The organism is Brevundimonas sp. 2YAF1, from assembly GCF_052114745.1.
Classification (GTDB): domain Bacteria; phylum Pseudomonadota; class Alphaproteobacteria; order Caulobacterales; family Caulobacteraceae; genus Brevundimonas.
Genome location: NZ_JBFRFI010000008.1, coordinates 57,761 through 80,888, shown reverse-complemented (window position 1 = coordinate 80,888; position 23,128 = coordinate 57,761). Strand labels below are relative to the sequence as shown.

General features: G+C 67.5%; 20 protein-coding genes. 12 read left to right on the top strand and 8 right to left on the bottom strand.

The window, feature by feature from the left end:
• Positions 1–19: 19 nt before the first annotated feature.
• Both AB4Y68_RS11850 and ligA read right to left on the bottom strand, forming a co-directional pair.
• Positions 20–643 (bottom strand): 3'-5' exonuclease, encoded by a 624-nt coding sequence (locus AB4Y68_RS11850; RefSeq protein WP_441455966.1) that lies wholly within the window; start codon positions 641–643, stop codon positions 20–22.
• Positions 622–2,940 carry an NAD-dependent DNA ligase LigA gene (gene ligA, locus AB4Y68_RS11845; RefSeq protein ID WP_441455965.1) on the bottom strand — a complete coding sequence of 773 codons (2,319 nt, stop codon included), beginning with the start codon at positions 2,938–2,940 and terminating at the stop codon, positions 622–624. The genes AB4Y68_RS11850 and ligA overlap by 22 nt, the downstream gene beginning before the upstream one ends.
• A 140-nt stretch (positions 2,941–3,080) precedes the next feature.
• On the opposite strand from ligA, the gene AB4Y68_RS11840 reads away from it, so the two are divergent.
• The 3 genes from AB4Y68_RS11840 (at position 3,081) to AB4Y68_RS11830 (ending at position 5,342) form a co-directional block, all read left to right on the top strand.
• Positions 3,081–4,049, top strand: coding sequence for a M28 family peptidase (locus AB4Y68_RS11840; protein ID WP_441455964.1), 969 nt, complete (start codon positions 3,081–3,083; stop codon positions 4,047–4,049).
• 97 nt (positions 4,050–4,146) lie between these two features.
• Entirely contained in the window at positions 4,147–4,770 is a 624-nt protein-coding gene (locus AB4Y68_RS11835) for a methyltransferase family protein (protein WP_441455963.1), read from the top strand.
• A 56-nt stretch (positions 4,771–4,826) separates the two neighbouring features.
• Positions 4,827–5,342 carry a hypothetical protein gene (locus AB4Y68_RS11830; protein ID WP_441455962.1) on the top strand — a complete coding sequence of 172 codons (516 nt, stop codon included), beginning with the start codon at positions 4,827–4,829 and terminating at the stop codon, positions 5,340–5,342.
• 23 nt (positions 5,343–5,365) lie between these two features.
• Here the strand turns inward: AB4Y68_RS11830 and AB4Y68_RS11825 are convergent, their stop codons facing one another.
• The gene (locus tag AB4Y68_RS11825) at positions 5,366–5,830 is read right to left on the bottom strand and encodes a peptidylprolyl isomerase (protein ID WP_300201005.1); all 465 of its coding nucleotides are present in this window, start codon (positions 5,828–5,830) and stop codon (positions 5,366–5,368) included.
• Positions 5,831–5,909: 79 nt separating this feature from the next.
• On the opposite strand from AB4Y68_RS11825, the gene AB4Y68_RS11820 reads away from it, so the two are divergent.
• Positions 5,910–6,632 (top strand): RlmE family RNA methyltransferase, encoded by a 723-nt coding sequence (locus AB4Y68_RS11820; RefSeq protein WP_441455961.1) that lies wholly within the window; start codon positions 5,910–5,912, stop codon positions 6,630–6,632.
• A gap of 162 nt (positions 6,633–6,794) precedes the next feature.
• Here the strand turns inward: AB4Y68_RS11820 and AB4Y68_RS11815 are convergent, their stop codons facing one another.
• A complete protein-coding gene (locus AB4Y68_RS11815) occupies positions 6,795–7,334 on the bottom strand; it encodes a DUF2061 domain-containing protein (RefSeq protein ID WP_441455960.1) in 540 nt (179 codons plus the stop codon).
• A gap of 140 nt (positions 7,335–7,474) precedes the next feature.
• Here AB4Y68_RS11815 and guaB point away from each other — a divergent pair, with 140 nt between their 5' ends.
• The 5 genes from guaB to guaA all read left to right on the top strand — a co-directional run bounded on the left by guaB (position 7,475) and on the right by guaA (position 13,122).
• Positions 7,475–8,932 (top strand): IMP dehydrogenase, encoded by a 1,458-nt coding sequence (gene guaB, locus AB4Y68_RS11810; protein WP_441455959.1) that lies wholly within the window; start codon positions 7,475–7,477, stop codon positions 8,930–8,932.
• Positions 8,933–8,995: 63 nt separating this feature from the next.
• Positions 8,996–9,388, top strand: coding sequence for an MAPEG family protein (locus AB4Y68_RS11805; protein ID WP_441455957.1), 393 nt, complete (start codon positions 8,996–8,998; stop codon positions 9,386–9,388).
• A gap of 7 nt (positions 9,389–9,395) precedes the next feature.
• Complete coding sequence (locus AB4Y68_RS11800; protein WP_441455955.1) at positions 9,396–10,832, top strand: RsmB/NOP family class I SAM-dependent RNA methyltransferase; 1,437 nt, start codon at positions 9,396–9,398, stop codon at positions 10,830–10,832.
• Positions 10,829–11,563, top strand: a complete 735-nt coding sequence (locus AB4Y68_RS11795; protein ID WP_441455954.1) for a 5'-methylthioadenosine/S-adenosylhomocysteine nucleosidase — start codon at positions 10,829–10,831, stop codon at positions 11,561–11,563. The genes AB4Y68_RS11800 and AB4Y68_RS11795 overlap by 4 nt, the downstream gene beginning before the upstream one ends.
• A complete protein-coding gene (gene guaA / locus AB4Y68_RS11790) occupies positions 11,560–13,122 on the top strand; it encodes a glutamine-hydrolyzing GMP synthase (RefSeq protein WP_441455952.1) in 1,563 nt (520 codons plus the stop codon). The genes AB4Y68_RS11795 and guaA overlap by 4 nt, the downstream gene beginning before the upstream one ends.
• Positions 13,123–13,241: 119 nt before the next feature.
• On the opposite strand, the gene AB4Y68_RS11785 is transcribed toward guaA, so the two are convergent.
• Positions 13,242–14,684, bottom strand: coding sequence for an aldehyde dehydrogenase family protein (locus AB4Y68_RS11785; protein WP_441455950.1), 1,443 nt, complete (start codon positions 14,682–14,684; stop codon positions 13,242–13,244).
• Between the two features lie 248 nt (positions 14,685–14,932).
• Between AB4Y68_RS11785 and kdgD the strand changes: the two genes are divergently transcribed.
• From kdgD to AB4Y68_RS11770, 3 genes are all read left to right on the top strand, one after another.
• The gene (kdgD, locus tag AB4Y68_RS11780; RefSeq protein ID WP_441455948.1) at positions 14,933–15,877 is read left to right on the top strand and encodes a 5-dehydro-4-deoxyglucarate dehydratase; all 945 of its coding nucleotides are present in this window, start codon (positions 14,933–14,935) and stop codon (positions 15,875–15,877) included.
• 62 nt (positions 15,878–15,939) lie between these two features.
• Complete coding sequence (locus tag AB4Y68_RS11775) at positions 15,940–16,839, top strand: LysR substrate-binding domain-containing protein (protein ID WP_441455947.1); 900 nt, start codon at positions 15,940–15,942, stop codon at positions 16,837–16,839.
• A gap of 10 nt (positions 16,840–16,849) precedes the next feature.
• Entirely contained in the window at positions 16,850–18,424 is a 1,575-nt protein-coding gene (locus tag AB4Y68_RS11770; protein WP_441455945.1) for a carboxylesterase/lipase family protein, read from the top strand.
• Here AB4Y68_RS11770 and AB4Y68_RS11765 read toward each other — a convergent pair.
• Genes AB4Y68_RS11765 through AB4Y68_RS11755 form a run of 3 tightly spaced genes read right to left on the bottom strand, consistent with a single transcriptional unit; the run spans position 18,421 to position 22,804 of the window.
• Positions 18,421–19,614, bottom strand: a complete 1,194-nt coding sequence (locus AB4Y68_RS11765; protein ID WP_441455943.1) for an SGNH/GDSL hydrolase family protein — start codon at positions 19,612–19,614, stop codon at positions 18,421–18,423. The genes AB4Y68_RS11770 and AB4Y68_RS11765 overlap by 4 nt on opposite strands.
• The gene (locus AB4Y68_RS11760; protein WP_441455941.1) at positions 19,602–21,449 is read right to left on the bottom strand and encodes a hypothetical protein; all 1,848 of its coding nucleotides are present in this window, start codon (positions 21,447–21,449) and stop codon (positions 19,602–19,604) included. The genes AB4Y68_RS11765 and AB4Y68_RS11760 overlap by 13 nt, the downstream gene beginning before the upstream one ends.
• Complete coding sequence (locus tag AB4Y68_RS11755; protein ID WP_441455939.1) at positions 21,449–22,804, bottom strand: MFS transporter; 1,356 nt, start codon at positions 22,802–22,804, stop codon at positions 21,449–21,451. Before AB4Y68_RS11755 ends, AB4Y68_RS11760 begins: the two co-directional genes overlap by 1 nt.
• Positions 22,805–23,128: the final 324 nt, after the last annotated feature.

The window sequence follows — 23,128 nt, the reverse complement described above, 5'->3', positions numbered from 1 at the left end:
AAGGCCCTTGGCGAGACCGTTAGCGCGGCTTCCTGGGCTTGGCCGAGGAGCAGGGGCTGTAGCCGCCGGCGTGCAGCCGTCCGAGACTGATGCCCGTCGCCCGCGCGAGCGAACTGGCGCAGGCCGCTTCGTGCATCCGCAGGGTCTCCAGAGCGACAGAGGCGCAGGCGAAGGCGTCTTCGGCGGCGTCGTGGTGTTTGAACTGGATGCCCAGTTCGGCGCAGACGTTGTTCAGCTTGTGCGAGGCGAATTCCGGCCAGGTGATCTGGGCCAGCTTGACGGTGCAGAGGTAGTCGAACTCGGGGTAGGCGAGGCCGTAGTGGTCGCAGGTCCCGCGAATGACGCTGACGTCGAAGGCGGCGTTGTGGGCCAGCACGGTCCGGCCCTGCAGGCGCGGGGCGATGGCGGCGAGGACGGCGGGGAATTCCTCGGCGTCCTCGACCTGATCCGGGCCGATGCCGTGGAAGGCGATGTTGAAGCTGGCGAACCGCATCCCCGGCGGGCGGATGTAGTGATGCTCGACGGACTCGATCTGGCCGTCGTTGATCCAGGCCAGGCCGATGGAGCAGGGGCTGGCGCGCTGCTCGTTGGCGGTTTCGAAGTCGATGGCGACGGCTTGCATCAGGCGATCAGCGCCAGCCATTCGTCCTCGGACAGGACGGCGACGCCGTGCTTTTCGGCGTCCTTCAGCTTGGAGCCGGCGCCGGGACCAGCGACGACATAGTCGGTCTTCTTGGACACCGAGCCCGAGACCTTAGCCCCCAGGCTTTCGGCGCGGGCCTTGGCCTCGTCGCGGGTGAAGCGTTCCAGCGAGCCGGTGAAGACCACGGTCTTGCCCGCCACGGGGCTGTCGGTCGTCGGCGCGGCCACGTCCTCGACCTGCGTCAGTTCGGCCAGCAGGGCGTCGACGACCTCGCGGTTATGCGGCTCGTGGAAGAAGTGGGCCAGGGCTTCGGCGGCGACGGGGCCGACGCCCGAGACGCCCGCGATCTGGTTCAGCATGTCGGAGGGACCTTCGCTGCGGGCGACGGCCGCCCAGCGGGTCAGGTCGGTCCAGCCGCCGGAAATCTCGGCCAGCGAGCGGCGGGCGGGCGCGGCCATGCCGGGGAAGGCGAGGGCGATCTTCTGATCCATCGGCGCCGCGGGCCAGGGATCGTCGGCGGGCGGACGCGCCTCGGCCATCAGCGTCAGGACGCGCGGCGAGATGGCGTGGGTCGCGGCCAGGGCCTTCCAGTCGTCGCTGGCCAGACCCTGCGACGCGGCCATGCAGGCGTCGCGGAAGGCGGTCCAGCTGCCGAAGGCGCGCGACAGGACCAGCGAGGTCTGTTCGCCGATCTCGGGCACGCCCAGGCCGAAGATCAGGCGGTCCAGGCTGATGGTCCGCCGCGCCTGGATCCCGGCGACCAGATTGCCGACGCTGGTCTCGCCATAGCCGTCTTCCCGACGCAGCAGGGCCAGTTTTTCCTCGTCGCGGGCCAGGCGGAAGATGTCCGCCGGCTCCTTGATCCAGCCGCGCGCGTGGAAGGCGGTCAGGTGCTTTTCGCCAAGCCCTTCAATGTCGAAGGCGCGGCGGCTGACGAAGTGCTTCAAGCGTTCGACGATCTGGGCGTCGCAGATCAGGCCGCCGGTGCAGCGGCGTTTGACCTCGTCGCCCTCGCGCACGGCCTCCGAGCCGCAGACGGGGCAGACGTGGGGGAAGGCGAAGGGTTCGGCCCCTTCGGGACGCAGGCCTTCGACCACGCCGACGATCTGGGGGATGACGTCGCCGGCGCGTTGCAGGATGACGGTGTCGCCGATGCGCACGTCCTTGCGGGCGATCTCGTCTTCGTTGTGCAGGGTGGCGTTGCGCACGACGACGCCGCCGACGGTGACGGGGTGCAGCCGGGCGACAGGGGTCAGGGAGCCGGTGCGGCCGACCTGGATGTCGATGCCCTCCAGCACGGTGGTCGCCTGTTGCGCCGGGAACTTGTGGGCGATGGCCCATCTAGGGCTTCTGGCGATGAAGCCCAGGCGATGCTGCCAGTCCAGGCGGTCGACCTTATAGACCACGCCGTCGATGTCGTAGCCGAGGCCGCTGCGGTCGGTCTCGAGCCCGCGATAGACGCCGACTAGCCCTTCGGCCCCCTCGACGCGGCGGGACCGTTCGTTGACCTGGAACCCCCAACTGCGGAAGGCTTCCAGAGCGCCGTGCTGGGTTTCAGCGAACGAGGCCGAGGTCTCGCCCCAGGCGTAGGCGAAGAAGGTCAGGGGGCGCTTGGCCGTGATCTTCGGGTCCTTCTGGCGCAGCGAGCCGGCGGCGAAGTTGCGCGGGTTGGCGTAGGTGCGGCGGCCCTCGGCTTCGGCGGCGGCGTTGAAGGCGTCGAAGGCGTCATTGGGGGCATAGACTTCGCCCCGGATCTCGATGACGTCGGGCCAGCCGGAGCCGATCAGGCGCTGCGGGATCGCTGCGATGGTCTTCAGGTTGGCGGTTACGTCCTCGCCGGTCTTGCCGTCGCCGCGCGTGGCGCCCTGGATCAGGACGCCCTTTTCATAGCGCAGGCTGGCCGAGAGGCCGTCGATCTTGGGCTCGGCCACGAAGGCGATGGGCTCGTCGCCGGGCAGCTTGAGGAAGCGGCCGATGCGGGCGACGAAATCGCGCACCTCGCCTTCATCAAAGGCGTTGTCCAGCGACAGCATGGGCACGCCGTGGCGGACCTCGGCGAACTGGGTCGAGACCGGCGCGCCGACGCGCTGCGACGGCGAGACGGGGCTGGTCAGGGCCGGGAAGCGGGCCTCGATGGCCAGGGCGCGGCGCTTCAGCTCGTCGTAGTCGGCGTCGGAAATCTCGGGCGCGGCGTCGGCGTAGTAGAGGGCGTCGTGGCGGGCCAGTTCGGCCGACAGATGCGCCAGCTCCTCGCGGGCCTGGTCTTCGGTCAGGATGTCGACGGGAGTTTCGGACATGGGAATCGCGCGGTCAGCCTCGTTGGTCCGGCTGTTTAGCACTGGCGGGGGCTGCGTCGCACAGTCCATGACAGAAACGTAATCTGACGCGGGCTCCGACGCCCGCTAGCGTCCGCCGACCCACCTGCCCGGAGCCTTCCATGCGTCCTGTTCTCGCCAGCCTGTCCGCCGTCGCCGCCGCCCTGACGCTGGCCGCGTGCGAGACGACGACGCCTGTCGAAACGCTGCCGGCGGCGGCTCCGATCGAGGCTTCGACGGCGGACTACGCCCAGTTGATGGACGACCTGCGCATTCTGTCGGCCGACGACATGCAGGGGCGCGACACGGGATCAGAGGGCGGGGCTAAGGCGCGCGACTACATCGTCGGCCGGCTGGAGGCGCTGGGCGTACAGCCGTCGCCGATGGGGCGGCTGCAGCCGTGGGAGATGCAGGGCCGCACGCGCGAGGGGCCCAAGTGGTTCAACGGGACCAATATCCTGGGCGTCATTCCCGGCACGCGCGTCGGGGACAAGTACATCGTCGTCACCGCCCATTACGACCACGTCGGGGTGCATGGCGATCAGATCTACAACGGCGCCGACGACAACGCCTCGGGCGTGGCGACCATGCTGGAGCTGGCCAAGCGGCTGAAGGCCAATCCGCCGGAACACACCGTCCTGATCGTCGCCCTGGACGGGGAGGAGCGGGGGCTTCTGGGGGCCAAGCGTTTCGTCGAGGCGCCGCCCATGCCGCTGTCGTCGATCTCGATGAACATCAACTATGACATGACCGCCCGCGCCGAGACGGACGGCAAGCTGTGGGTCACGGGCACTTATCAACATCCATATTTCCGTCCGCTGCTGGAGCGGATCGCCGCGCGCGGCGCCGTGGCGCTGGCCTTCGGCAAGGACACGCCCGAGGACAAGGGCGAGGACAACTGGGTCAATGCCTCGGACCACGGCGCCTTCAACGCCGTCGGCCTGCCGTTCCTGTATTTCGGCGTGAACTACCACCCCGACTATCACCGCCCCAGCGACGACTATGAGCGGGTCACGCCGGGGGTGTTCCAGGCCTCGACCGAACTGGCCATCGAGAGCTTCCGCGCCCTGGACGGCTGGCTGGACCAGTAGGTTCGCGGTGCGGGCGAAAATCGCTCGCAAATAAAGGGCTTGCGCGGGACGCTGAACGGGCGTTTGGCTCCCTCCGAAATGGGGGGAAGTAGGCGTCATGTCAGCAGTGCAAGGGTTCGATATTCAAAAGGTCCAGAAGGTTCGCAAGATTGCTCTTGCGATCGGCCTGGCGGCCGTGGTGGGCCTAGCCTTCTTCACGCGGTCCAGCTGGGGCGAGGGCGGGCTTCACGAGGTGCTTGAAGCCGTCGGCCTGGGCCTGATCGTCATCTGCATTGTCGGACGCGCCTGGTGCTCGCTCTATATCGGCGGGCGCAAGAAGGCCGAGATCGTCAACCGCGGCCCTTACTCGATTAGCCGCAACCCGTTGTATATCTTCAGCTTTATGGGCGCGTTCGGCGTCGGCGCCCAGACGGGCAGCCTGATCCTGGCCGCCTTGTTCCTGATCCTGACGGTCGGCGTCTTCTACGCCACGGTGCGGCGCGAAGAGGCCTGGCTGTCGGAAGCGTTCGGCCAGACCTATGCCGATTATTGCGGCCGCACGCCGCGCTTCTGGCCGAACTTTTCCAAATGGCATGACGAGGGGATGCTGGAGATCAAGCCCAGCTTCTTCCTGGCTACGCTGCGCGATGGGCTGGTCTTCCTGCTGGCCGTGCCGCTGTTCGAGTCGGTCGAGAAGCTGCAGGATATCGGCTGGCTGGCCTCGCTGATCCATCTGCCGTGAACCCATCTGCGATGAGGCGGGGGCGTTTCGCGGCTGTCGCGGCTCTGACCGGCCTCATGGCGTTGGCGGCCTGCGACCAGGCGCCCAAGGCGCCTGAAACCGTGACGGCGTCGAAAGCCGCGGCCTTTGCTCATGATTTGCCGGAAGACGTGTCCGGCTATTACATCCCGACCGCCGAGGTTCGGGTGGACAACTGGCGTCTGCACCACGTCTTCATGGGACAGGTCCCGGACTTCATCGCCTGGGAGGGGGGCGAGCGACCGGCGGGCTTTGCGCCGGTGATGATCGAGTTCGAGGACATGACGGGGCCGCCGGTCGAGACCGTCAACGGCAAGAACCGGCGTCGGCTGCGCCTGATCCCGGCGACCTACGATGTGACCGAGAACCGGGTGCGCGTTCAGGCCCTGTCGGGCGGATTGGGCGCGGTGTCGTTCGATGGAAAGCTCGACCAGGGCGCGCTGGCGACGGCGCGGCGCAATCTGGGAGACAAGGGCGTCGTCCTGAAGGGGACGCTCAAGGTCGGAAACCGGACCTTCAACAACGTGTCGATGCGATGGTGGGCGGGGGACTGATCCCCCGCCGCTAGTACCGTTCGTTAGGCGACGGTCGCCTTGACGATCTTGCCCGGAGCGCGGGGCGGCTCGCCCTTGGGCAGGGCGTCGACGTGTTCCATGCCTTCGATCACTTCGCCCCAGACGGTGTACTGGCCGTCGAGGAAGCGGGCGTCGTCGAAGCAGATGAAGAACTGCGAGTTGGCGCTGTTGGGATCCGAGGTGCGGGCCATCGAGCAGACGCCGCGGACGTGCGGCTCCTTCGAGAACTCGGCCTTCAGGTTCGGCTTCTTGGAGCCCGAGGTGCCGGTGCCGGTCGGGTCGCCGCCCTGGGCCATGAAGCCCGGGATGACGCGGTGGAAGACCACGCCGTCATAGAAGCCTTCCGAGGCCAGTTCGGTGATGCGGGCGACGTGGCCGGGGGCCAGATCGTCGCGCAGCTTGATCACGACGTTGCGTTCTTCGCCGTCGCCGGTGTCCAGGGTGAAGGTCAGGGTTTGGTCGGCCATCAGGCTCTCCTTGGTGTGTGCGGGCCAGAATTGTGCGCGGGTCATAGCGGCTGAACGCTGTCACCGCTATGTGGGAAGCATGACTGACGACGAAAAGCCCACCGAGAAGCCGCCGGAACGCCGCCGGATGGTTCGCCCGCCCACGGGCGGCACCGCCGCAGGGCGCGGCCTGGGCCAGAAAATGAAGACGGCCGACACTAAATCCATGTCGAGCCAGCAGTGGATCAAGCGCCAACTGTCGGACAAGTGGTCCGAGCGGGCGCGCGCCGAGGGCTGGCGCAGCCGGGCGGCCTTCAAGCTGCTGGAGATCGATGACCGTTTCCGCCTGATCAAGAAGGGCTCGCGGGTCATCGACCTGGGCGCGGCCCCGGGCGGCTGGATCCAGGTGGCGCTGAATCGCGGGGCGACGGCGGTGGCGGGCGTGGACCTGCTGATGATCGAGCCGATTCCCGGCGCGACCCTGATCCAGGCCGACTTCACCCATCCGGGCGTGGACCAGCAGATGATCGACGCCATCGGCGGCCGACCGGACTTGGTGCTGTCGGACATGGCGCACAACACCGTGGGCCACCGCCAGACCGACCACCTGAAGATCATCGCCCTGATCGAGATCGCCGCCGACTTCGCCATCCGCACGCTGAAGCCGGGCGGGAATTTCGTCTCCAAGAACTTCCAGGGCGGCGACGCCGGCGGAGTTCTGGCGCGGCTGCGCGAGGAGTTCGAGACGGTGAAGTACGTGAAGCCGGAATCGAGCCGCAAGGGCAGTGCCGAGGTCTTCCTGGTGGCGCTGAACAAGCGGTAGGGACCCCTCTATTCCGCTCATCCCGGCGGACGCCGGGATCCAGTCCTTTGGCCACGCACACGCCGACTTACGGCCAGAACGACTCTTTCAGTCGCTGCGTCTGAGGTTCTCACTGGATCCCGGCGTCCGCCGGGATGAGCGGCGGTGGGGTACGGGTGCACTCTAAGCCGAGGCGGCCAGTTCCTCGGCCCGACGGGCCTTCTTGGCTTCGATCCGCGTCCAGATACGGTCGTGCAGGGTGAAGAAGACCGTCTGCACCAGGGGCTCGACTGCGCCGATGGCCAGGGCGATGCGCCAGTCGCGGGTCAGGGCGAAAGCCACGAGCACCGCCACGGCGAAGTGCATGACGCCATAGGTCACGGTCTTCAGCGCCACCTGCTTCAGGCTGCGGGGCAGGGCGTGGCTTTGGCTGTGATGGTTGTGCACGCGGTTCTGCTCGTGGGCGTTCATCAGCTCCAGACGGGCGGTGACGGCCTCGGCGGTTTCCTCGAAGCCTGACAGCATCCGGCGTTGCTCGACCCGGCGCCAGACCCGGTCGTGGATGGAATAGGCGAGGGTCTGGAAGATCGGTTCGACCACCCCGACCGCCAGGGCGATGCGCCAGTCGCGGGTCAGGGCGAAGGCCACGAGGATGGCCACGATCAGGTGCATGAGGCCGTAGCTCGCGATCTTGAGCGCGAGGCGTCGGGCGGTGCTGATCAATATGCGAACCATTCGCAATATGTGGGTTTGAACGCGCCGGGACGCAAGGCAATTCCTCTTATTCCCGGCATAGGTCCGTCTTGGGGTTGCGGTGGCCCGCCCTCGGGCGCTATACGCGGCCCGCAAAACGGAGACTCCTCATGGAGATACGCGAAGGCCTAACCTTCGACGATGTTTTGCTCGAACCCGGCCCGTCCGAGATCATGCCAGCGATGGCGGATGTCTCGACCCAGCTGACGCGCAACATCAAACTGAACATCCCGCTGCTGTCGTCCGCCATGGACACAGTGACCGAAAGCCGTCTGGCGATCGCCATGGCGCAGGCCGGCGGCCTGGGCGTGCTTCATCGCAACATGACCATCGAGGAGCAGGCCGAGCAGGTCCGCACCGTCAAACGCTATGAAAGCGGCATGGTCATCAACCCGGTGACCGTCTCGCCCGACACGACCCTGGGCGAGGTTCGCCAGATCGTCGAACGCAAGAAGATCACCGGCTTCCCGGTGGTCGATCCGGCGACGGGCAAGCTGGTCGGCATGCTGACCAACCGCGACATGCGGTTCGAGAGCGATCCGTCGATCAAGGCCTCGGCCCTGATGACCACGGGCGACCTGATCACCGTGCGCGAAGGCGCCGGTCGTGAAGAGGCGTGGAACCTGCTGCGCACGCGCAAGATCGAACGCGTCATCGTCGTCGACGAGGCTTATCGCGCGGTCGGCCTGATCACGATGAAGGACATCGAGAAGGCCCAGGCCTTCCCGAACGCCGCCAAGGACGAGCAGGGCCGCCTGCTGGTCGGCGCCGCCTCGACCGTCGGCGATGCGGGCTATGAGCGCGCCATGGCCCTGGCCGAAGCGGGCTGCGACGTGGTGGTGATCGACACCGCCCACGGCCACTCGATCTCGGTCGCCCAGGTGGTCGAGCGCATCAAGCGCGAGAACAACCGCCTGCAGATCATCGCCGGCAACGTCGCCACCTATGACGCCACCCGCGCCCTGATCGACGCGGGCGCCGACGCCGTGAAGGTCGGGATCGGTCCGGGCAGCATCTGCACCACCCGCATCGTCGCGGGCGTGGGCGTGCCGCAACTGACCGCCGTGATGGACGCCGCCCGTGCGGCCAAGGACAGCGGTTCGCCGGTCATCGCCGACGGCGGCATCAAGTATTCGGGCGATCTGGCCAAGGCCATCGCAGCCGGCGCCAGCGTGGCCATGATGGGCTCGATGTTCGCCGGCACCGACGAAAGCCCCGGCGAGGTCTTCCTGTACCAGGGCCGGACCTACAAGTCGTATCGGGGCATGGGCTCGGTCGGAGCCATGGGCGCCGGCTCGGCCGACCGCTACTTCCAGAAGGAAGTCTCGACCGAGAAGCTGGTCCCCGAAGGCATCGAGGGTCAGACGGCCTACAAGGGTCCGATCTCTCCGGTGCTGCACCAGATGGTCGGGGGCTTGCGCGCCTCCATGGGCTATGTCGGCGCCGCCACGATCAAGGACTTCCAGGAACGCGCCCGTTTCGTGCGCATCACCAATGCGGGTCTGCGCGAAAGCCATGTCCACGACGTGATGATCACGCGCGAAGCGCCGAACTATCGTCAGGGCTGACCTGATCCGCTCCCGGTTCCAGCCGGGAGCGGTTTCGTTTCGAGCGGATGCGGAGGATAGGGCGTGACGACTGAACTGACCTATCTGGCGGCCGTGTTGATCCTGGCCCTGGTGCAGATCCTTCTGCCGGCGGGCGCTCGCCTGCTCGAGTTCGGCGTCGCCTGGAACGCCGGCGCGCGCGATCAGACGCCGGAGCCCAAGCATCCGCTGACCGGCCGCCTCGAAAGAGCCCAGCGGAACCTCTATGAGACCCTGCCGCTCTTCATCGGCGCCGTCCTGATCGCCCATGTCACGGGTCAGGAAAGCGCTCTGACCCTGTGGGGCGTCGCCCTCTATTTCTGGGCGCGCGTCGCCTATATTCCGCTCTACGCCCTTGGCGTGCCCTATATCCGGTCGTTGGTCTGGCTGGTCTCGTTCGCGGGACTGGCGATGATCCTCACGGCCCTTTTCATTTGAGATCCGATTGACTCCTGCAGCCCGCCTCGCCGCCGCCGCCTCCGTCCTCGACAGCATCGCCCACAGCCGCCAGCCGGCCGAGGTGGTGCTGAAGGCATGGGGCGCCGCCAACCGTTACGCGGGGTCCGGGGATCGTCGCGCCATCGCCGACCGCGTCTATAAGGTCATCCGCGCCCGCGGCCGTCTGGTCTGGGCCATGGGCGGACGTGAAGACGGCCGGGCTCTGGTCATCGGTTCGCTGTCGCTGATCGACGGTCTGCCGCTGGACGAGATCGAATTGCTGCACTCGGGCGAGGGCTATGGCCCGCGTCCGCTGTCGAAGCAGGAGCGCGGCCGTATCACCTCGGCGCCGGGCGAACTGCCCGGCTGGGTCGCCGCCGGCCTGCCCGAGTTCGTGGTCGAGGACTTCAAGATCACGTTCGGCGACCGCTGGACCGAAGAAGCCCACGAACTGATGGCGCCGCGCGCGCCCATCGACCTGCGCGTCAACGTCGCGAAAACCACGGTCGCGGCCGTCGAGGCGGAACTGGTCGCAGCCGGTCTGTCGCCCGTGCGCACGCCCTGGTCGGCCGTGGGCCTGCGCCTGTCGGCCGAGCCCCCGCCCAACGTCCAGGCTCTGGACGCCTTCAAGCAGGGCCATATCGAAATTCAGGACGAAGGCAGTCAGGTCGCCTGCTGGCTGACTGGCGTCGAGCCCGGCATGACCGTGGTCGACTATTGCGCCGGCGGCGGCGGCAAGACCGTGGGTCTGGCCATGCTGGGCCAGCCGGTCATGACCAAGGCGCCCAAGGTTCAGGCCGAGGCCGCGCCGGTCGCCGCCTGGTCGCCGGTCGGCGGGGACGGGGAGGGCGTTGCGCCTCAATCCAAGCCCAAGGCCAAGCCCGCCGAAGCCCCGGCCAGCAGCATCCGTCTGTTCGCCTATGACGTGGTGCAGAAGCGTCTGGACAACATCCGTCCGCGTCTGGCCCGCGCCGGCGTCACCGCCGACCTACGCCTGCTGGGCCAGAATGGCGGCGGCGTCGAGGACCTGGTGCGTCAGGCCGACGTGGTTCTGGTCGATGCGCCGTGCAGCGGTTCCGGCACCTGGCGTCGTCGTCCCGAGGACGCCTGGCGTCTGAAGCCTTCCGAGGTCGAGCGCCTGCACGCCCTGCAGGTCCAGATTCTGGATCGCGCCTCGGCCCTGGTGAAGCCGGGCGGCCGTCTGGTCTTCGTCACCTGCTCCATGCTGCGCGGCGAGAACGAGGCCACGGCCGACGCCTTCGAGGAAAACCACCCCGAGTTCGCGCCGGTGCCGGTGGCTCAGGCCCTGAACGCCGCGACCCTGACCGACGCTGCGCGCGATCGTCTGGGCGCCCTGGCGGCTGGCGGTCATCGCCTGCGTCTGTCGCCCGCCTCGACCGGCACCGACGGCTTCTTCGCCGCCGTCTATGAGCGGACGGCGTGAGCGAGGGCCGCTCAGAAACCATCTATGGCCTGACGGTCCTGCCCGTCATGGCGGCGCCGGCTGAATACGGCGCCGCCCTTCAGGCGCGCATCGTGCCGCTGATGACCGGGGTCGGGCCGGTCGAGGCGGCGATCGCCCTGACGGCCGCCCTGACGCGGCTGGAGGCGGGCGACGCCATGCCGGACCTGATCGTCTCGCTGGGCTCGTGCGGGTCGCGCGATCTGGATCATGCGGCGGTCTATCAGGCCTCGTCCGTCAGCTATCGCGACATGGACGCCAGCCCGCTGGGGTTCGAGAAGGGGCGCACGCCTCTGCTGGACCTGCCCGCCGTCCTGCCCCTGCCTTGCCCCATCCCCGGCGTGCCGACCGCGACCCTGTCGACCGGCGCCAATGTCGTCTCGGGCGCCGCCTATGACGCCATCGACGCCGAAATGGTGGACATGGAGACCTTCGCCCTGCTGCGCGTCGCCCAGACGTTTGGCGTGCCGCTGGTGGCGCTTCGCGGCGTCAGCGACGGCAAGAGCGAGCTGACCAAGCTTGAGGACTGGACCTCCACCCTGCACCACGTCGACGCCAATCTGGCGCTCGCCTGGGACCGTCTGACCGAGGTGCTGACGACGCAAGGGCTGGCTGCCTTGGTCGATGTTCCCGCCTCGCGACTTGATCCCGACGTCTTCACCCGTCAAGAACCCGCCCCATCAACGCCCGCTTCGGATTCTGAGTCCTCATGACCGCCCCTCATACGCATGAAGCCGTCCTCATCGTCGATTTCGGCAGTCAGGTGACGCAACTGATCGCGCGGCGACTGCGCGAAGCCGGCGTCTATTGCGAGATCCATCCGTTCAACAAGGCGGGCGAGGCGCTGAAGGCGATGGCGCCCAAGGCCATCATCCTGTCGGGCGGCCCCAACTCGACCACGGACGCCGACAGCCCCAAGGCTGACCACGCCCTGTTCGACGCCGGCGTGCCGGTCCTGGGCATCTGCTATGGCGAACAGACCATCTGCGCCGAGCTGGGCGGCAAGGTCGAGAGCGGCCACCATGCCGAGTTCGGCCGCGCCGAGATCGTCATCACCCGCGAGAGCCCGCTGTTCGCCGGCATCGGCGCCGTCGATCACCGCGAGCCGGTGTGGATGAGCCACGGCGACCGCGTCACCGCCATCCCCGAAGGCTTCCACGTCATCGCCACCTCGGAAGGCGCGCCCTTCGCCGCCATCGCTGACGAGGAGCGCAAGATCTACGGCGTGCAGTTCCACCCGGAGGTGATGCACACCCCGCGCGGCGCCGTGATCCTGAAGAACTTCACCCACGGCATCGCCGGCCTGACCGGCGACTGGACCATGGCCGCCTATCGCGACGAGCAGATCGCCAAGATCCGCGAGCAGGTCGGCTCGGCCAAGGTGGTCTGCGGCCTGTCGGGCGGGGTGGACTCGTCTGTCGCCGCCGTCCTGATCCACGAAGCCATCGGCGATCAGCTGACCTGCGTCTTCGTGGACACCGGCCTGCTGCGCAAGGACGAGGCCAAGCAGGTTACGGAACTGTTCCGCGAGCACTACAACATTCCGCTGGTACACGTTGATGCGTCGAAGGAATTCCTCGGCGAACTGGCCGGGATTTCGGACCCGGAGACCAAGCGCAAGACTATCGGCCGCGTCTTCATCGAGATCTTCGACCGCGAGGCCGCCAAGATCGACGGCGCCGAGTTCCTGGCGCAAGGCACCCTCTATCCCGACGTGATCGAGAGCGTCTCGGCCTCGGGCGGTCCCTCGGCGGTGATCAAGAGCCACCACAATGTCGGCGGCCTGCCGGACTTCATGAAGCTGAAGCTGGTCGAGCCGCTGCGCGAACTGTTCAAGGACGAGGTCCGCGCTTTGGGCCGCGAACTGGGCCTGACCGACGCCTTCGTCGGACGCCACCCCTTCCCCGGGCCGGGCCTGGCCATCCGCATCCCCGGCGAGATCACGCCCGAAGCGGTCGCCACGCTTCAGGATGCAGACGCCATCTACCTGGAAGAAATCCGCAAGGCCGGTCTCTACGACGATATCTGGCAGGCCTTCGCCGTCCTGCTGCCGGTCAAGACGGTCGGCGTCATGGGCGACGCCCGGACCTATGAAAAGGTCCTGGCCCTGCGCGCCGTCACCTCGACCGACGGCATGACCGCCGACTTCTACCAGTTCCCCTGGGACATCCTGGCCAAGACCGCCACGCGCATCATCAACGAAGTCCGCGGCGTCAACCGCGTCGTCTATGATGTCACCTCCAAGCCCCCCGGCACCATCGAGTGGGAATGAGGGGTTAGGGTAAAGTCAGTAAAAACAATATGTTATGCGATGTTCCAGATAGTTTATATCACATGGTCAATGAGCCTTGGCTAAGTGTTTGAAAAGTCGGGCTCCAGAAAGTCTGGCTCCTAGCCCGCGGAATAACTGGTCTTGATCTGGGTGTAGAACTCCACCGCGGCGAAGCCTTGTTCGCGGGGGCCGTAGGAGGACTTCTTCGAGCCGCCGAAGGGCACGTGGTAGTCCACCCCGGCGGTGGCCAGGTTGACCATGGTCATGCCGGCGCGGGCGTTCCTCTGGAAGTCGCGGGCGTGTTTCAGCGACTGGGTGACGATGCCCGCCGACAGGCCGAATTCGACGCCGTTGGCGACGGCCAGGGCTTCTTCGTAGCTGGCGACGCGGATGGTTGAGGCGACGGGGCCGAAGACTTCCTCGGTGTTGATGCGCGCATCCGGCAGGGTGTCGGCGATCAGGGTCGGCTGGACGTACCAGCCCGGTTTGTCGAGGCTGAGGCGCTCGCCGCCGACGACAATGCGGCCGCCGCCGGCGCGGGCGATGTCGATGTAGTTGTAGGACACCTCGCGCTGGGCCTCGGTCACCGCCGGGCCCATCTGGGTGTTGGGGTCCAGGGCGTCGCCGACCCGCAGCGCCGCGACCTTCTCGGCCAGCAGCGCCACAAAGCGGTCGTGGATTCCGTCCTGCACGATCAGGCGGCTGGAGGCGGTGCAGCGCTGGCCGGTGGCGAAGAAGCTGCCGTCCAGGGCGATGGCGACCGCCCGCTCCAGATCGGCGTCGTTCAGCACGATCAGCGGGTTCTTGCCGCCCATCTCCAATTGCACGCGGGCCTGACGCTTCATCGCGCCCTCGGCCACGCCGGCGCCGACGGCCTGCGAGCCGGTGAAGCTGATGCCGTCCACGCCCGGATGGGCGACGATGGCGCGGCCCACGTCGCCGTCGCCGATGACCATGTTGACCACGCCCTTGGGCAGGCCCGCCTCATGCAGGACAGCGATCAGGGCCTCGGCCGTGGCCGGCGTCGGACCGGCCGGCTTGATCACGACCGTGTTGCCGAAGGCGATGGCGGGGGCGATCTTCCAGGCCGGAATGGCGATGGGGAAGTTCCACGGTGTGATCAGGCCGAAGACGCCGACCGGCTGGCGATAGGTCTGAATCTCCACCCCCGGACGGGTCGAAGTCAGGTTCTGGCCGTGAACGCGCAGCGCCTCGCCGGCGAAATACTTCAGGATGCGGCCAGCGCGGACGGTCTCGCCGATGCCCTCGGCCAGGGTCTTGCCCTCTTCGCGCGACAGCAGGCGGCCGATCTGTTCGCGCCGCTCCATGATCATCGAGCCCGCCCGGTCCAGCACGTCGAAGCGGACCTCGGGCGAGGCGTCGGCCCAGCCGGGGAAGGCTGCCCGCGCCGCCTGTACCGCCTGATCCACCTCGGCCGCCCCGCCCTTGGGCGTGCGGGCCACGACGTCGCGCGTATCGGACGGGTTCAGGCTCTCGCCCGCCAGCGCCCCGCCGACCTTCTCGCCGCCGATCCAGTGGGAGAGTTCGAGCGTGTCCGTCATGGGAAGCGTCCTTTGCCTTGGCCTTTGGCGATATGGTCTAGCGGCCCGCCGACCGGATGCGAACCTTCAAGACGGCATAGATCAAGAGCATTCGGGTATTGATCCAGCATCGTCGGATCAAGCCAAAAGCAGCATCGGTCGATAGTCCCTTTGGCTTAGACCGGAATGGTCACCCTCGATACGGTCCTTCCCAGACGCGAATGAGAGCGCCGTTGGGGCTGCTTTTCCGCGAGAAGACAGGGAATTCCATGTCCAGAATGACCCCGGCGGAGATGGCCGGAACGATTGGCGGCGGCCTGCTGTCCTTCCCCGTCACCCACTTCGACGCCCAGGGCCGTTTTGTCGAAGCGGCCTATCGCGAGCACTGCGACTGGATGCTGCAGAACGATCTCGCCGGTCTGTTCGCGGCGGGCGGCACGGGCGAGTTCTTTTCGTTGAAGCCGTCGGAAGTCGAGGCAGTCGTCAGGGCCGCCGTCGCCGAGACGAACGGGCGCACGCCGGTCATCGCCGGGGCCGGTCATGGGACCGCCATCGCGGTCGAGATGGCGCAGTCGGCCGAGGCCGCTGGCGCGGATGGCGTCCTGCTGCTTCCTCCCTATCTGATGTTCCCGGGGCAGGAGGGCCTGGCCGCCCACGTCGAGGCCGTGTGCAAGTCCACCAAGCTGGGCGTCATCGTCTATAATCGCGACAACGCCATCCTGAACGCCGACACGCTGGAGAAGCTGTGCGCGCGCAACCCGAACCTAGTCGGGTTCAAGGACGGCGTCGGCGAAATCGAGCTGATGATGCAGGTTTATGCCCGCCTGGGCGACCGGCTGACCTATATCGGCGGCCTGCCGACGGCCGAGACCTTTGCGCCGGCCTATCTGGAGATGGGCGTGACGACCTATTCCTCGGCCATCTTCAACTTCGTGCCGGACTTCGCGCTGAACTTCTACAAGGCGGTGCGGGCGCGGGATCACGAGACGATCATGGCGGGCCTGCGCGATTTCGTGCTGCCCTACATCGCCCTGCGCAACAAGGGCAAGGGCTATGCCGTGTCCATCGTCAAGGCGGGCATGACTGCCGTCGGCCGCACCGCCGGCCCGGTGCGCACGCCCCTGGTCGACCTGAAGGACAGCGAGTTCGCCGAGCTTCAAGCCCTGATCGCCCGCATCCAGCCGACGTCGGCCAAGCTCGCGGCGAACGGCTAGGGCATGACCTGTTCCCATCGGATCGAAGCGCCTAGGCTCATCGATCCGATGGAGGGGGGACCATGTTCGAACTGAGCCAACTGCGCTGCTTCGTGGCCGTGGCCGAAGAACTTCACTTCGGTCGGGCGGCGATGCGCCTGAACATGACCCAGCCCCCGCTGAGCCGACAGGTGCAACTGCTGGAGCGCATTCTCGGCGTGGTGCTGCTGGATCGGACCAGCCGGTCGGTGCGGCTGACGCCGGCCGGTCGGTCCTTCCTGATCGAGGCGCGCCGCATCCTGCGTCTGGCCGAGTCGGCGTCGCTGGCGACGCGGCGGATCGCCAGCGGCGAGGCGGGCCGGGTGGCGATCGGCTTCACCGCCGCCTCGGGCTACAGTTTCCTGCCCAAGCTGGTCGAACTGGCACGCGAGCGTCTCCCCAGCGTCGACCTGGCGTTGCGGGAAATGGTGACTGGCGAACAGATCGAGGCCCTGCTGACGGGGCGGATTGATCTGGGGCTAATCCGGCCGCCGCTGAACCGGCCCGAGTTCGACAAACTGCGGGTCATGACCGAGTCTCTGGTGGCCGCCCTGCCGTCCGGCGATCCCAGGCTGGAGAAGCCAGTCCTGTCGCTGAGCGATTTCGACGCCCTGCCGATGATCATGTATGCGCCCGAGGGGGCCGGCTATTTCCATGGCATGCTCAGCGGCCTGTTCGATGCGGCGGGGGTCTCGCCGCAACAGGTCCAGCACATGAGCCAGATCCATTCCATCCTGGCCTTGGTCCACGCCCGCATCGGCGCGGCGGTGGTGCCAGAGGCGGCGATGCGCCTGCATTTCGACGGGGTCGAGTTCCGCCCGCTGGACATCACGCCCGCGCGGCCGGTCGAGCTGTTCGTGGCCTGGCGACGCGATAATGACAATCCGAGCCTGAAACCGCTGCTCGACCTGTTCAGAGCTCAGGTTGAGGACGAGGCTCCCTGAAGGACGTTTCATGACCCTGAACCCGACGCGTCGAACCCTTGGCACGCTTGGCGGGGGACTGGTTCTGGCCGTGATGGCCGGCGGCGTTCACGCCGAGGGCGCGTCGCCCGTCGCCGAGACCCGCCACGGCAAGGTGCGCGGCTATGTCGATCGCGACATCAAGGTCTTCAAGGGCGTACGTTACGGCGCGGACACCAGCGCCCGTCGCTTTCGTCCGGCGGAGAAGCCCGCGGCCTGGAACGGGGTCGCGGACGCCACAGCCTATGGCCACGCCTCGCCGCAGAAGAGCAGCGAGCCGGATCAGGCCGAGGACTGCCTGTTCCTCAATGTCTGGACTCCGGCCCTGGCCGACGGCGGGGCGCGGCCGGTCATGGTCTATGTGCACGGCGGAGCGCACGCCAACGGCTCGGGCTCCAGCCCGCTTTATGACGGCGTGGCCCTGTGCCGCCGCGGCGACGTGGTGGTGATGACGGTCAATCACCGGCTGAACGTCTTCGGCTACAACGGTCTGGGGCAACTGCTGGGCGGCGAGTTCGCGGCCTCGGGCAGCGTCGGCAATCTGGACCTGATCCTGGCGCTGGAATGGGTGCGCGACAACATCGCCGGCTTCGGCGGCGATCCGTCGAACGTCACCGTGTTCGGCCAGTCGGGCGGGGGCGCCAAGCTGGTGACCCTGATGGCCATGCCCCGCGCGGCGGGCCTCTATCACCGCGTCATCACCATGAGCGGCCAGCATGTGACGGCCATGGGGCCGCAGCACGCCGAACTGCGGATGCGGCGCTTCCTTGAACACCTGGGGCTGACGCCCGATCGAGCCGGCGAGTTGGCGACCTTGCCGGCGGGACGGCTGGTCGAGGCCCTGTCGATGGCTGATCCGCTCGAGAAGGGTGGGATCTATTTTCACTCGGTGATGGATCACGAGACCCTGCCGCGGCATCCCTTCGTGCCGGATGCGCCGCGCGAGAGCGGCCACATCCCCATGATCATCGGCAACACCCACGACGAAGCGCGCGCCTTCACGGCGGGGGACGAGCGGAACTTCCACCTGACCTGGGACACGGTGGCGGCCAAGCTGGCGCCCGAGTTCGTGGTCGATCTGAACGCCCAGTATGTCGTCGACTGGTACCGCCAGCGCTTTCCGCAGATGTCGCCCAGCGACGTCTTCTTCGCGGCGGCGACGTGCGGACGCTCGCGGCCGGGTCATCTGATCCAGGCCGAGGAAAGGGCGAAGCTGAAGGGGCCGACCTGGATGTATCAGCTGGACTTCGGCTCGCCGGTCGAGCCGCGTCTGGGCGCCTACCACAGCTTCGACATCGCCCTAGCCTTCGATAACTGCGACAAGCCGGGGTCGAAGACGGGAACGGGGCCAGAGGCGCTGAAGGTCGTCGAGACGATGAGCGAGACCTTCATCGCCTTCGCGCGGACGGGCGATCCGAACAATGCGGCGGTCCCCGGTTGGAGGCGCTACACCTTGCCTGAACGGGCGACGATGATCTTCGACGTCGATAGCCGAAGTGAGAACGATCCGCGCGCTGACGAACGTCGCCTGTTCCAGACCGCGCCCTTCCTGAAGCAGGGAACCTAGTCGCAGGCGTCAAGGGGGATGGCCTCGGCCATGGCTTGATAGCCGGCGTCGGACGGGTGCAGCCAGTCGCCGCTGTGGAAGGCGGTCCGCAAGCGCGCAGGTGCGGTTGGATCGCGGAGGATGGCGTCGAAATCGACGACGCCGTCGGCCTCGGCCTGATCGCGCAGCCAGGCATTGACGGCCTGCCGGATCGCTTCGCCTTCGGGGGTGAAGTAGTTAGCGCCCTCGAAGGGCGGAAGGGTTGCCAGGACGACCTTTAGCCCGGCCGCCTGGGCGCGGCGGATCACCTGACGATAGGCGGCGATCAGGTCATCGGGGCTGACGACCTGATGCTCATACTGCGGCCGGGCGGGGCGGCCGATGTCGTTAATGCCTTCCAACAGGATCAGGCAGCGCGCGCCGGAGGGAACCAGGGCGTCGGCGTCCAGCCGCTCCAGACCCGACGGCCCCGAGCCCCGATGCAGCAGACGGTTGCCGCCGATCCCGGCGTTGATGATCGCCCACGGACGCCCGGTCTCGACCAGACGCGCCGCCAGCCGTTCCGGCCATCCTCCCGCGCCGCCGGGCAGGGCACCGGTGCCTTCGGTGATGGAGTCGCCGAAGGCCACGATGACGCCAGTCGGCGTGGCGCTCTCGACCTCGATCCCGGCCAGCAGGGCGCCCAGCCGCAGGGGCGCGCTTTCGGCGCCGTCCGCGCTGCGCAGGGTCTGACGCAACCGGTGCGTCGGCAGGCGCGTGGGGCGGGGCAGGGCGATGCTGACCGTCACCCGATCCATGGCGGCGACCGGCAGGTCGATCGGGTCCGAAACCAGCGGCGCGCCCGCGGGAAGGACCGGCGCGTGGCCGCCGCCGAAGCGGACCTCGCGCGTCAGGTCGTCCAGATGCACGGTCACGGCGCCGAGGGCCACGGGGTCGGCGCCGTAGGCGTTCGACAGGCGCAGCCGGATGCGCCCGCCCGACGCCGTCACCCGCGCGGTCTGGGTCAGGATCACGCCCTCGACGACCGCCGGCCCCAGCGGACCGCGCACGTCCCTGGGGTTGGGGGCGGAGGCGGGGCCGACGGGGCCGGCCTCCGACGAGGGCGGAAAGGCGTAGGCGGCGACCCAGCGTTCCTGAGCGACGGCTGGGCTGACGGCTAGGCCCAGCAGTCCCAGACCGACAACGAGGGGGCGACGCCCTATCGACGCCACGGAAATTTCAGCGTCGGCGGATTGACGTAGCGGTCCATGGTCAGGACCAGGCGCGCGCCCGCGCCCGGCTCCAGCCGTAGGTTGAAGTCGGGCCCGTTCACGGCGCGGCGACTGTCGCCGATCTGCACGTCGCGGATGCGGTGCTCGCCATAGCCGCCGCCCTGGATGACGACGGTGCGGGCCTCGGTCTGGCTGAGGTTGACCAGGGTGACGCAGGTCTCGGTCGCGGTCATCCGATCGATCAGGGCGGCCGTGTCCGGCGGCAGGCCGGCGCGGCGCGCGTCGGCGTCGAAGTAGCGCAGACGGGCGTAGAGCGGCGACCCGCCGGCGTTGGCGCTGCTGGGCGCCCAGGACGGCCGGGCGATGTGCAGGGCGCCCATGGTCTGATGCATCAGGGCGGTGATGCTGCACGGATTGATGTCCAGCACGCCGTCGGCCAGACGGGTGTCGGGCGTGGTGGTGTCCTCGCGCTGGGCCTTGGCGCGTTCAGCGACCTGGGCCAGATCGGCGCGCAGGGCGGTCTCGACCCAGCCCGGGTTGCGTCCCTCCAGATAGGCGACCCAGGGATGGTCCGGCGCGCGGCGGCGGTCGCTGTCCTTCATCGACAGCCACCAGATATCCAGGGTGTTGGCCTGATGCAGGCCGTCCTTGAAGCCGTACCAGCCGTCGGCGCCGTACATGGTCGGCGTCTGCACCTTGCCGTTGACGGTGCGTTTCTGGGCGTTGATGCGGTCGGCCTGGGCGCGCCAGGTCTGCAGATACTTGTCGTCGCCGGTCAGCAGATAGGCGTTGAAGAAGCCCATGGCGGTGCGCGGCACCCGGTTGCGGTCCTCGCGCTTGCCGGTGACCGGGTTCACGGGACTGAAACCCCAGCCGTAGGCGCCGCCCCACCACTTGCCGTCGGCGGCCGAGCCGATCACCCCGTCCAGGCCGATGTTGGAGGGCAGGATGTCGTCGTTGGCCCTGGCCCGCTCGGCCCAGGCGTCGATATAGCCCAGCAGCCAGTCGCGGTACTTGGGTTCCTGCTCCAGCATGAAGGCGTTCAGCGCCAGGGTGGTCGAGAACATGTTCAGCGGGTGGTCGCCGACGACGTCGGTGTATTCCTCGTAGTGCTGAAGCGTCTGTTCGTAGGTGTCCTCGCCGTGCTCCATGAAGAAGTGCGTCGGATCGAAGGGATCGCCGGCCCAGTCCAGCGCCGTCGCCTTGCGCAGCATCGGACCCTTGGAGCCGTTCATCAGGCTTCGGATGATCTTGTGCTGCGGATCGTAGTTCGGGGCGCTGGGGTCTTCGCCCATGTAAAGGCCGGCGAAGCGGCGGGCGCGGTCGCGGAAGCGGGGATTGTCCGGGTCAGACAGGCCCTGGACGTTGAACAGCGTCATCTCTTCGGCGTGATGCTGCCAGTCCAGCTGGACGTTGAATTCCTTATGGAACATGCCCTCGCGAGCGATCTCAACCTCGGTGGTCCTGGCTTCGGTGAACTGGCGCAGATGGCCTTCCCAGGCCTGGGTGTACATGGCCTTGACCCGGTCGGGCGCGCCGATGGCGTGCAGCAGCGGCCAGCCGTTGACGTTCTCGATAGCGTCGTCGGGGCCGTCGTTGGCGCCCCAGCGCTCGAAGCAGAGGAAGTAGCCGCGTTCGTCGAAGTAGCGGGCGTAGAAGGCTTCGCACGCCTCGGTGTTGGCCCGGATCAGCTCGCGTTGCAGCAGGGACCAGGTCGGCGCGGCCATGGGGGCGCCGACCTGGATCGCAGCGGCGTGCGCGGCCGAGGGCTTCCACGCCGTTCCCAGCGCAGCGACCGAGGCGCCGGCCAGGATCTGTCTGCGATCCAGCCGCATCAGGCCTTGGCCTCGGTCGAGGACAGTGTCAGGCGCTCGATCTTGCCGGTGATCAGGAAGTAGGCGGCGATGACCAGCAGGCAGTGCAGGCCCACGAACCATAGGGCGCCGTCGAACGAACCGGTCGCGGCGACGATGTAGCCGATGACGATCGGCGTCACGATGCCCGCCGTATTGCCGAAGGTGTTGAAGATGCCGCCGGTGACGCCGACGAACTCGCGCGGCGAGGTGTCGGACACCACGGCCCAGCCCAGGGAGGCTATGCCCTTGCCGAAGAAGGCCACGGCCATGACGGCCACGATCAGGGCCGAGCTTTCGATATAGGCGCAGGCGATGATCAGGGCCGACAGCAGCATGCCGATCAGCAGCGGCGTCTTGCGCGCGATGGTCAGCGAGCCGGTCTTCTTCAGCAGGGCGTCCGAGATGACCCCGCCCAGCACGCCGCCGGCAAAGCCGCACAGGGCCGGAGCGGCGGCCGCGAAGCCGGCCTCCAGAATGTTCAGACCGCGTTCCTTGACCAGATAGATCGGGAACCAGGTCACGAAGAAATAGGTCAGGACGTTGATGCCGTACTGGCCGATGAAGACGCCGATGAGCATGCGGCTTTTCAGCACCTGCTTGACGTTGGGCCAGGAGAAGGCGACCGCCTTGGTGACGGTACGGTCTTCCATGCGGATCAGGCCGCCGCCGGCCTCGATGTAGTCGAGTTCGGCCTGATTGACGCCGGGGTGGTCGACGGGGTTGCGCACCACCTTCCAGAAGACGAAGGCGGCGAGAATTCCCAGGCCGCCCATGACGAAGAAGACCGAGTGCCAGTCATAGGTATGCACCAGCCAGCCCATGAGGGGGGCGAAGACGACCAGCGAGAAGTACTGGGCCGAGTTGAAGATGGCCGAGGCTGTGCCGCGCTCCGAGCCCGGGAACCAGGCGGCGACCAGCCGGGCGTTGCCGGGGAAGGAGGGGCTTTCGGCCAGCCCGACCATGAAGCGCATGGCGAACAGACCGGCGAAGATCGCGCCGCCCGTCAGGAAGCCGGAGAAGCCCTGAACGAGGGTGAAGAAGGACCAGGCGGCGATGGCCAGGGTGTAGATCAGCTTGGTGCCGAAACGATCCAGCAGAGCGCCGCCCGGGATCTGGCCGATCACATAGGCCCAAGCGAAGGCGGACATGATGTAGCCCATCTGGATGGGGTCGAGACCCAGATCTTTCGACGCCGCATCGCCCGCGATCGAAAAGGTCGACCGGTCGGCGTAGTTGATCGTCGTCAGGAGGAAGATCAGCAAAAGGATGCCGTACCGCACCTTGGTGCGGGGCGGGTTCGCGGCGAGTGCGGCCGCAACTGTCCCGTCGATCATCTATGCGTTTCCTCGATCTGCGAGACCAGACCGGGGGCGTCGATCACCGCTGGCCGTCTCTCCCTCACAGCGCCTCTGCGGGCGCCTTTAGACCGACGATAGGCAGGAAGTCCGCCGGGCGTCTAAGCTAAAATCCCTATAGATCGATCCAGATTTGGTATCGATAGGAAACCGGTATCAGTTCATATCCTGCATCGGTTCATGCCTTCTTCGGATTGGCGTGCATCGATCTCGTGAACCTATCGTCATTATGCGAGATCGGGTGACCGGCGCGCGGCGCGAGGCTCCTCGGATCACGCGCCCCATAGAGAGATCCGCGAAACG

What these genes read in the sequence shown, in the direction of transcription:
- AB4Y68_RS11760 (WP_441455941.1), bottom strand. Translation starts at nt 21,449, where the DNA reads ATGCGGCTGGATCGCAGACAGATCCTGGCCGGCGCCTCGGTCGCTGCG.
- guaA (WP_441455952.1), top strand. Translation starts at nt 11,560, where the DNA reads ATGACCGCCCCTCATACGCATGAAGCCGTCCTCATCGTCGATTTCGGC.
- AB4Y68_RS11825 (WP_300201005.1), bottom strand. Translation starts at nt 5,830, where the DNA reads ATGGCCGACCAAACCCTGACCTTCACCCTGGACACCGGCGACGGCGAA.
- AB4Y68_RS11785 (WP_441455950.1), bottom strand. Translation starts at nt 14,684, where the DNA reads ATGACGGACACGCTCGAACTCTCCCACTGGATCGGCGGCGAGAAGGTC.
- AB4Y68_RS11835 (WP_441455963.1), top strand. Translation starts at nt 4,147, where the DNA reads ATGTCAGCAGTGCAAGGGTTCGATATTCAAAAGGTCCAGAAGGTTCGC.
- AB4Y68_RS11850 (WP_441455966.1), bottom strand. Translation starts at nt 643, where the DNA reads ATGGCTGGCGCTGATCGCCTGATGCAAGCCGTCGCCATCGACTTCGAA.
- ligA (WP_441455965.1), bottom strand. Translation starts at nt 2,940, where the DNA reads ATGTCCGAAACTCCCGTCGACATCCTGACCGAAGACCAGGCCCGCGAG.
- AB4Y68_RS11840 (WP_441455964.1), top strand. Translation starts at nt 3,081, where the DNA reads ATGCGTCCTGTTCTCGCCAGCCTGTCCGCCGTCGCCGCCGCCCTGACG.
- AB4Y68_RS11770 (WP_441455945.1), top strand. Translation starts at nt 16,850, where the DNA reads ATGACCCTGAACCCGACGCGTCGAACCCTTGGCACGCTTGGCGGGGGA.
- AB4Y68_RS11820 (WP_441455961.1), top strand. Translation starts at nt 5,910, where the DNA reads ATGACTGACGACGAAAAGCCCACCGAGAAGCCGCCGGAACGCCGCCGG.
- guaB (WP_441455959.1), top strand. Translation starts at nt 7,475, where the DNA reads ATGGAGATACGCGAAGGCCTAACCTTCGACGATGTTTTGCTCGAACCC.
- kdgD (WP_441455948.1), top strand. Translation starts at nt 14,933, where the DNA reads ATGTCCAGAATGACCCCGGCGGAGATGGCCGGAACGATTGGCGGCGGC.
- AB4Y68_RS11755 (WP_441455939.1), bottom strand. Translation starts at nt 22,804, where the DNA reads ATGATCGACGGGACAGTTGCGGCCGCACTCGCCGCGAACCCGCCCCGC.
- AB4Y68_RS11830 (WP_441455962.1), top strand. Translation starts at nt 4,827, where the DNA reads ATGGCGTTGGCGGCCTGCGACCAGGCGCCCAAGGCGCCTGAAACCGTG.
- AB4Y68_RS11775 (WP_441455947.1), top strand. Translation starts at nt 15,940, where the DNA reads ATGTTCGAACTGAGCCAACTGCGCTGCTTCGTGGCCGTGGCCGAAGAA.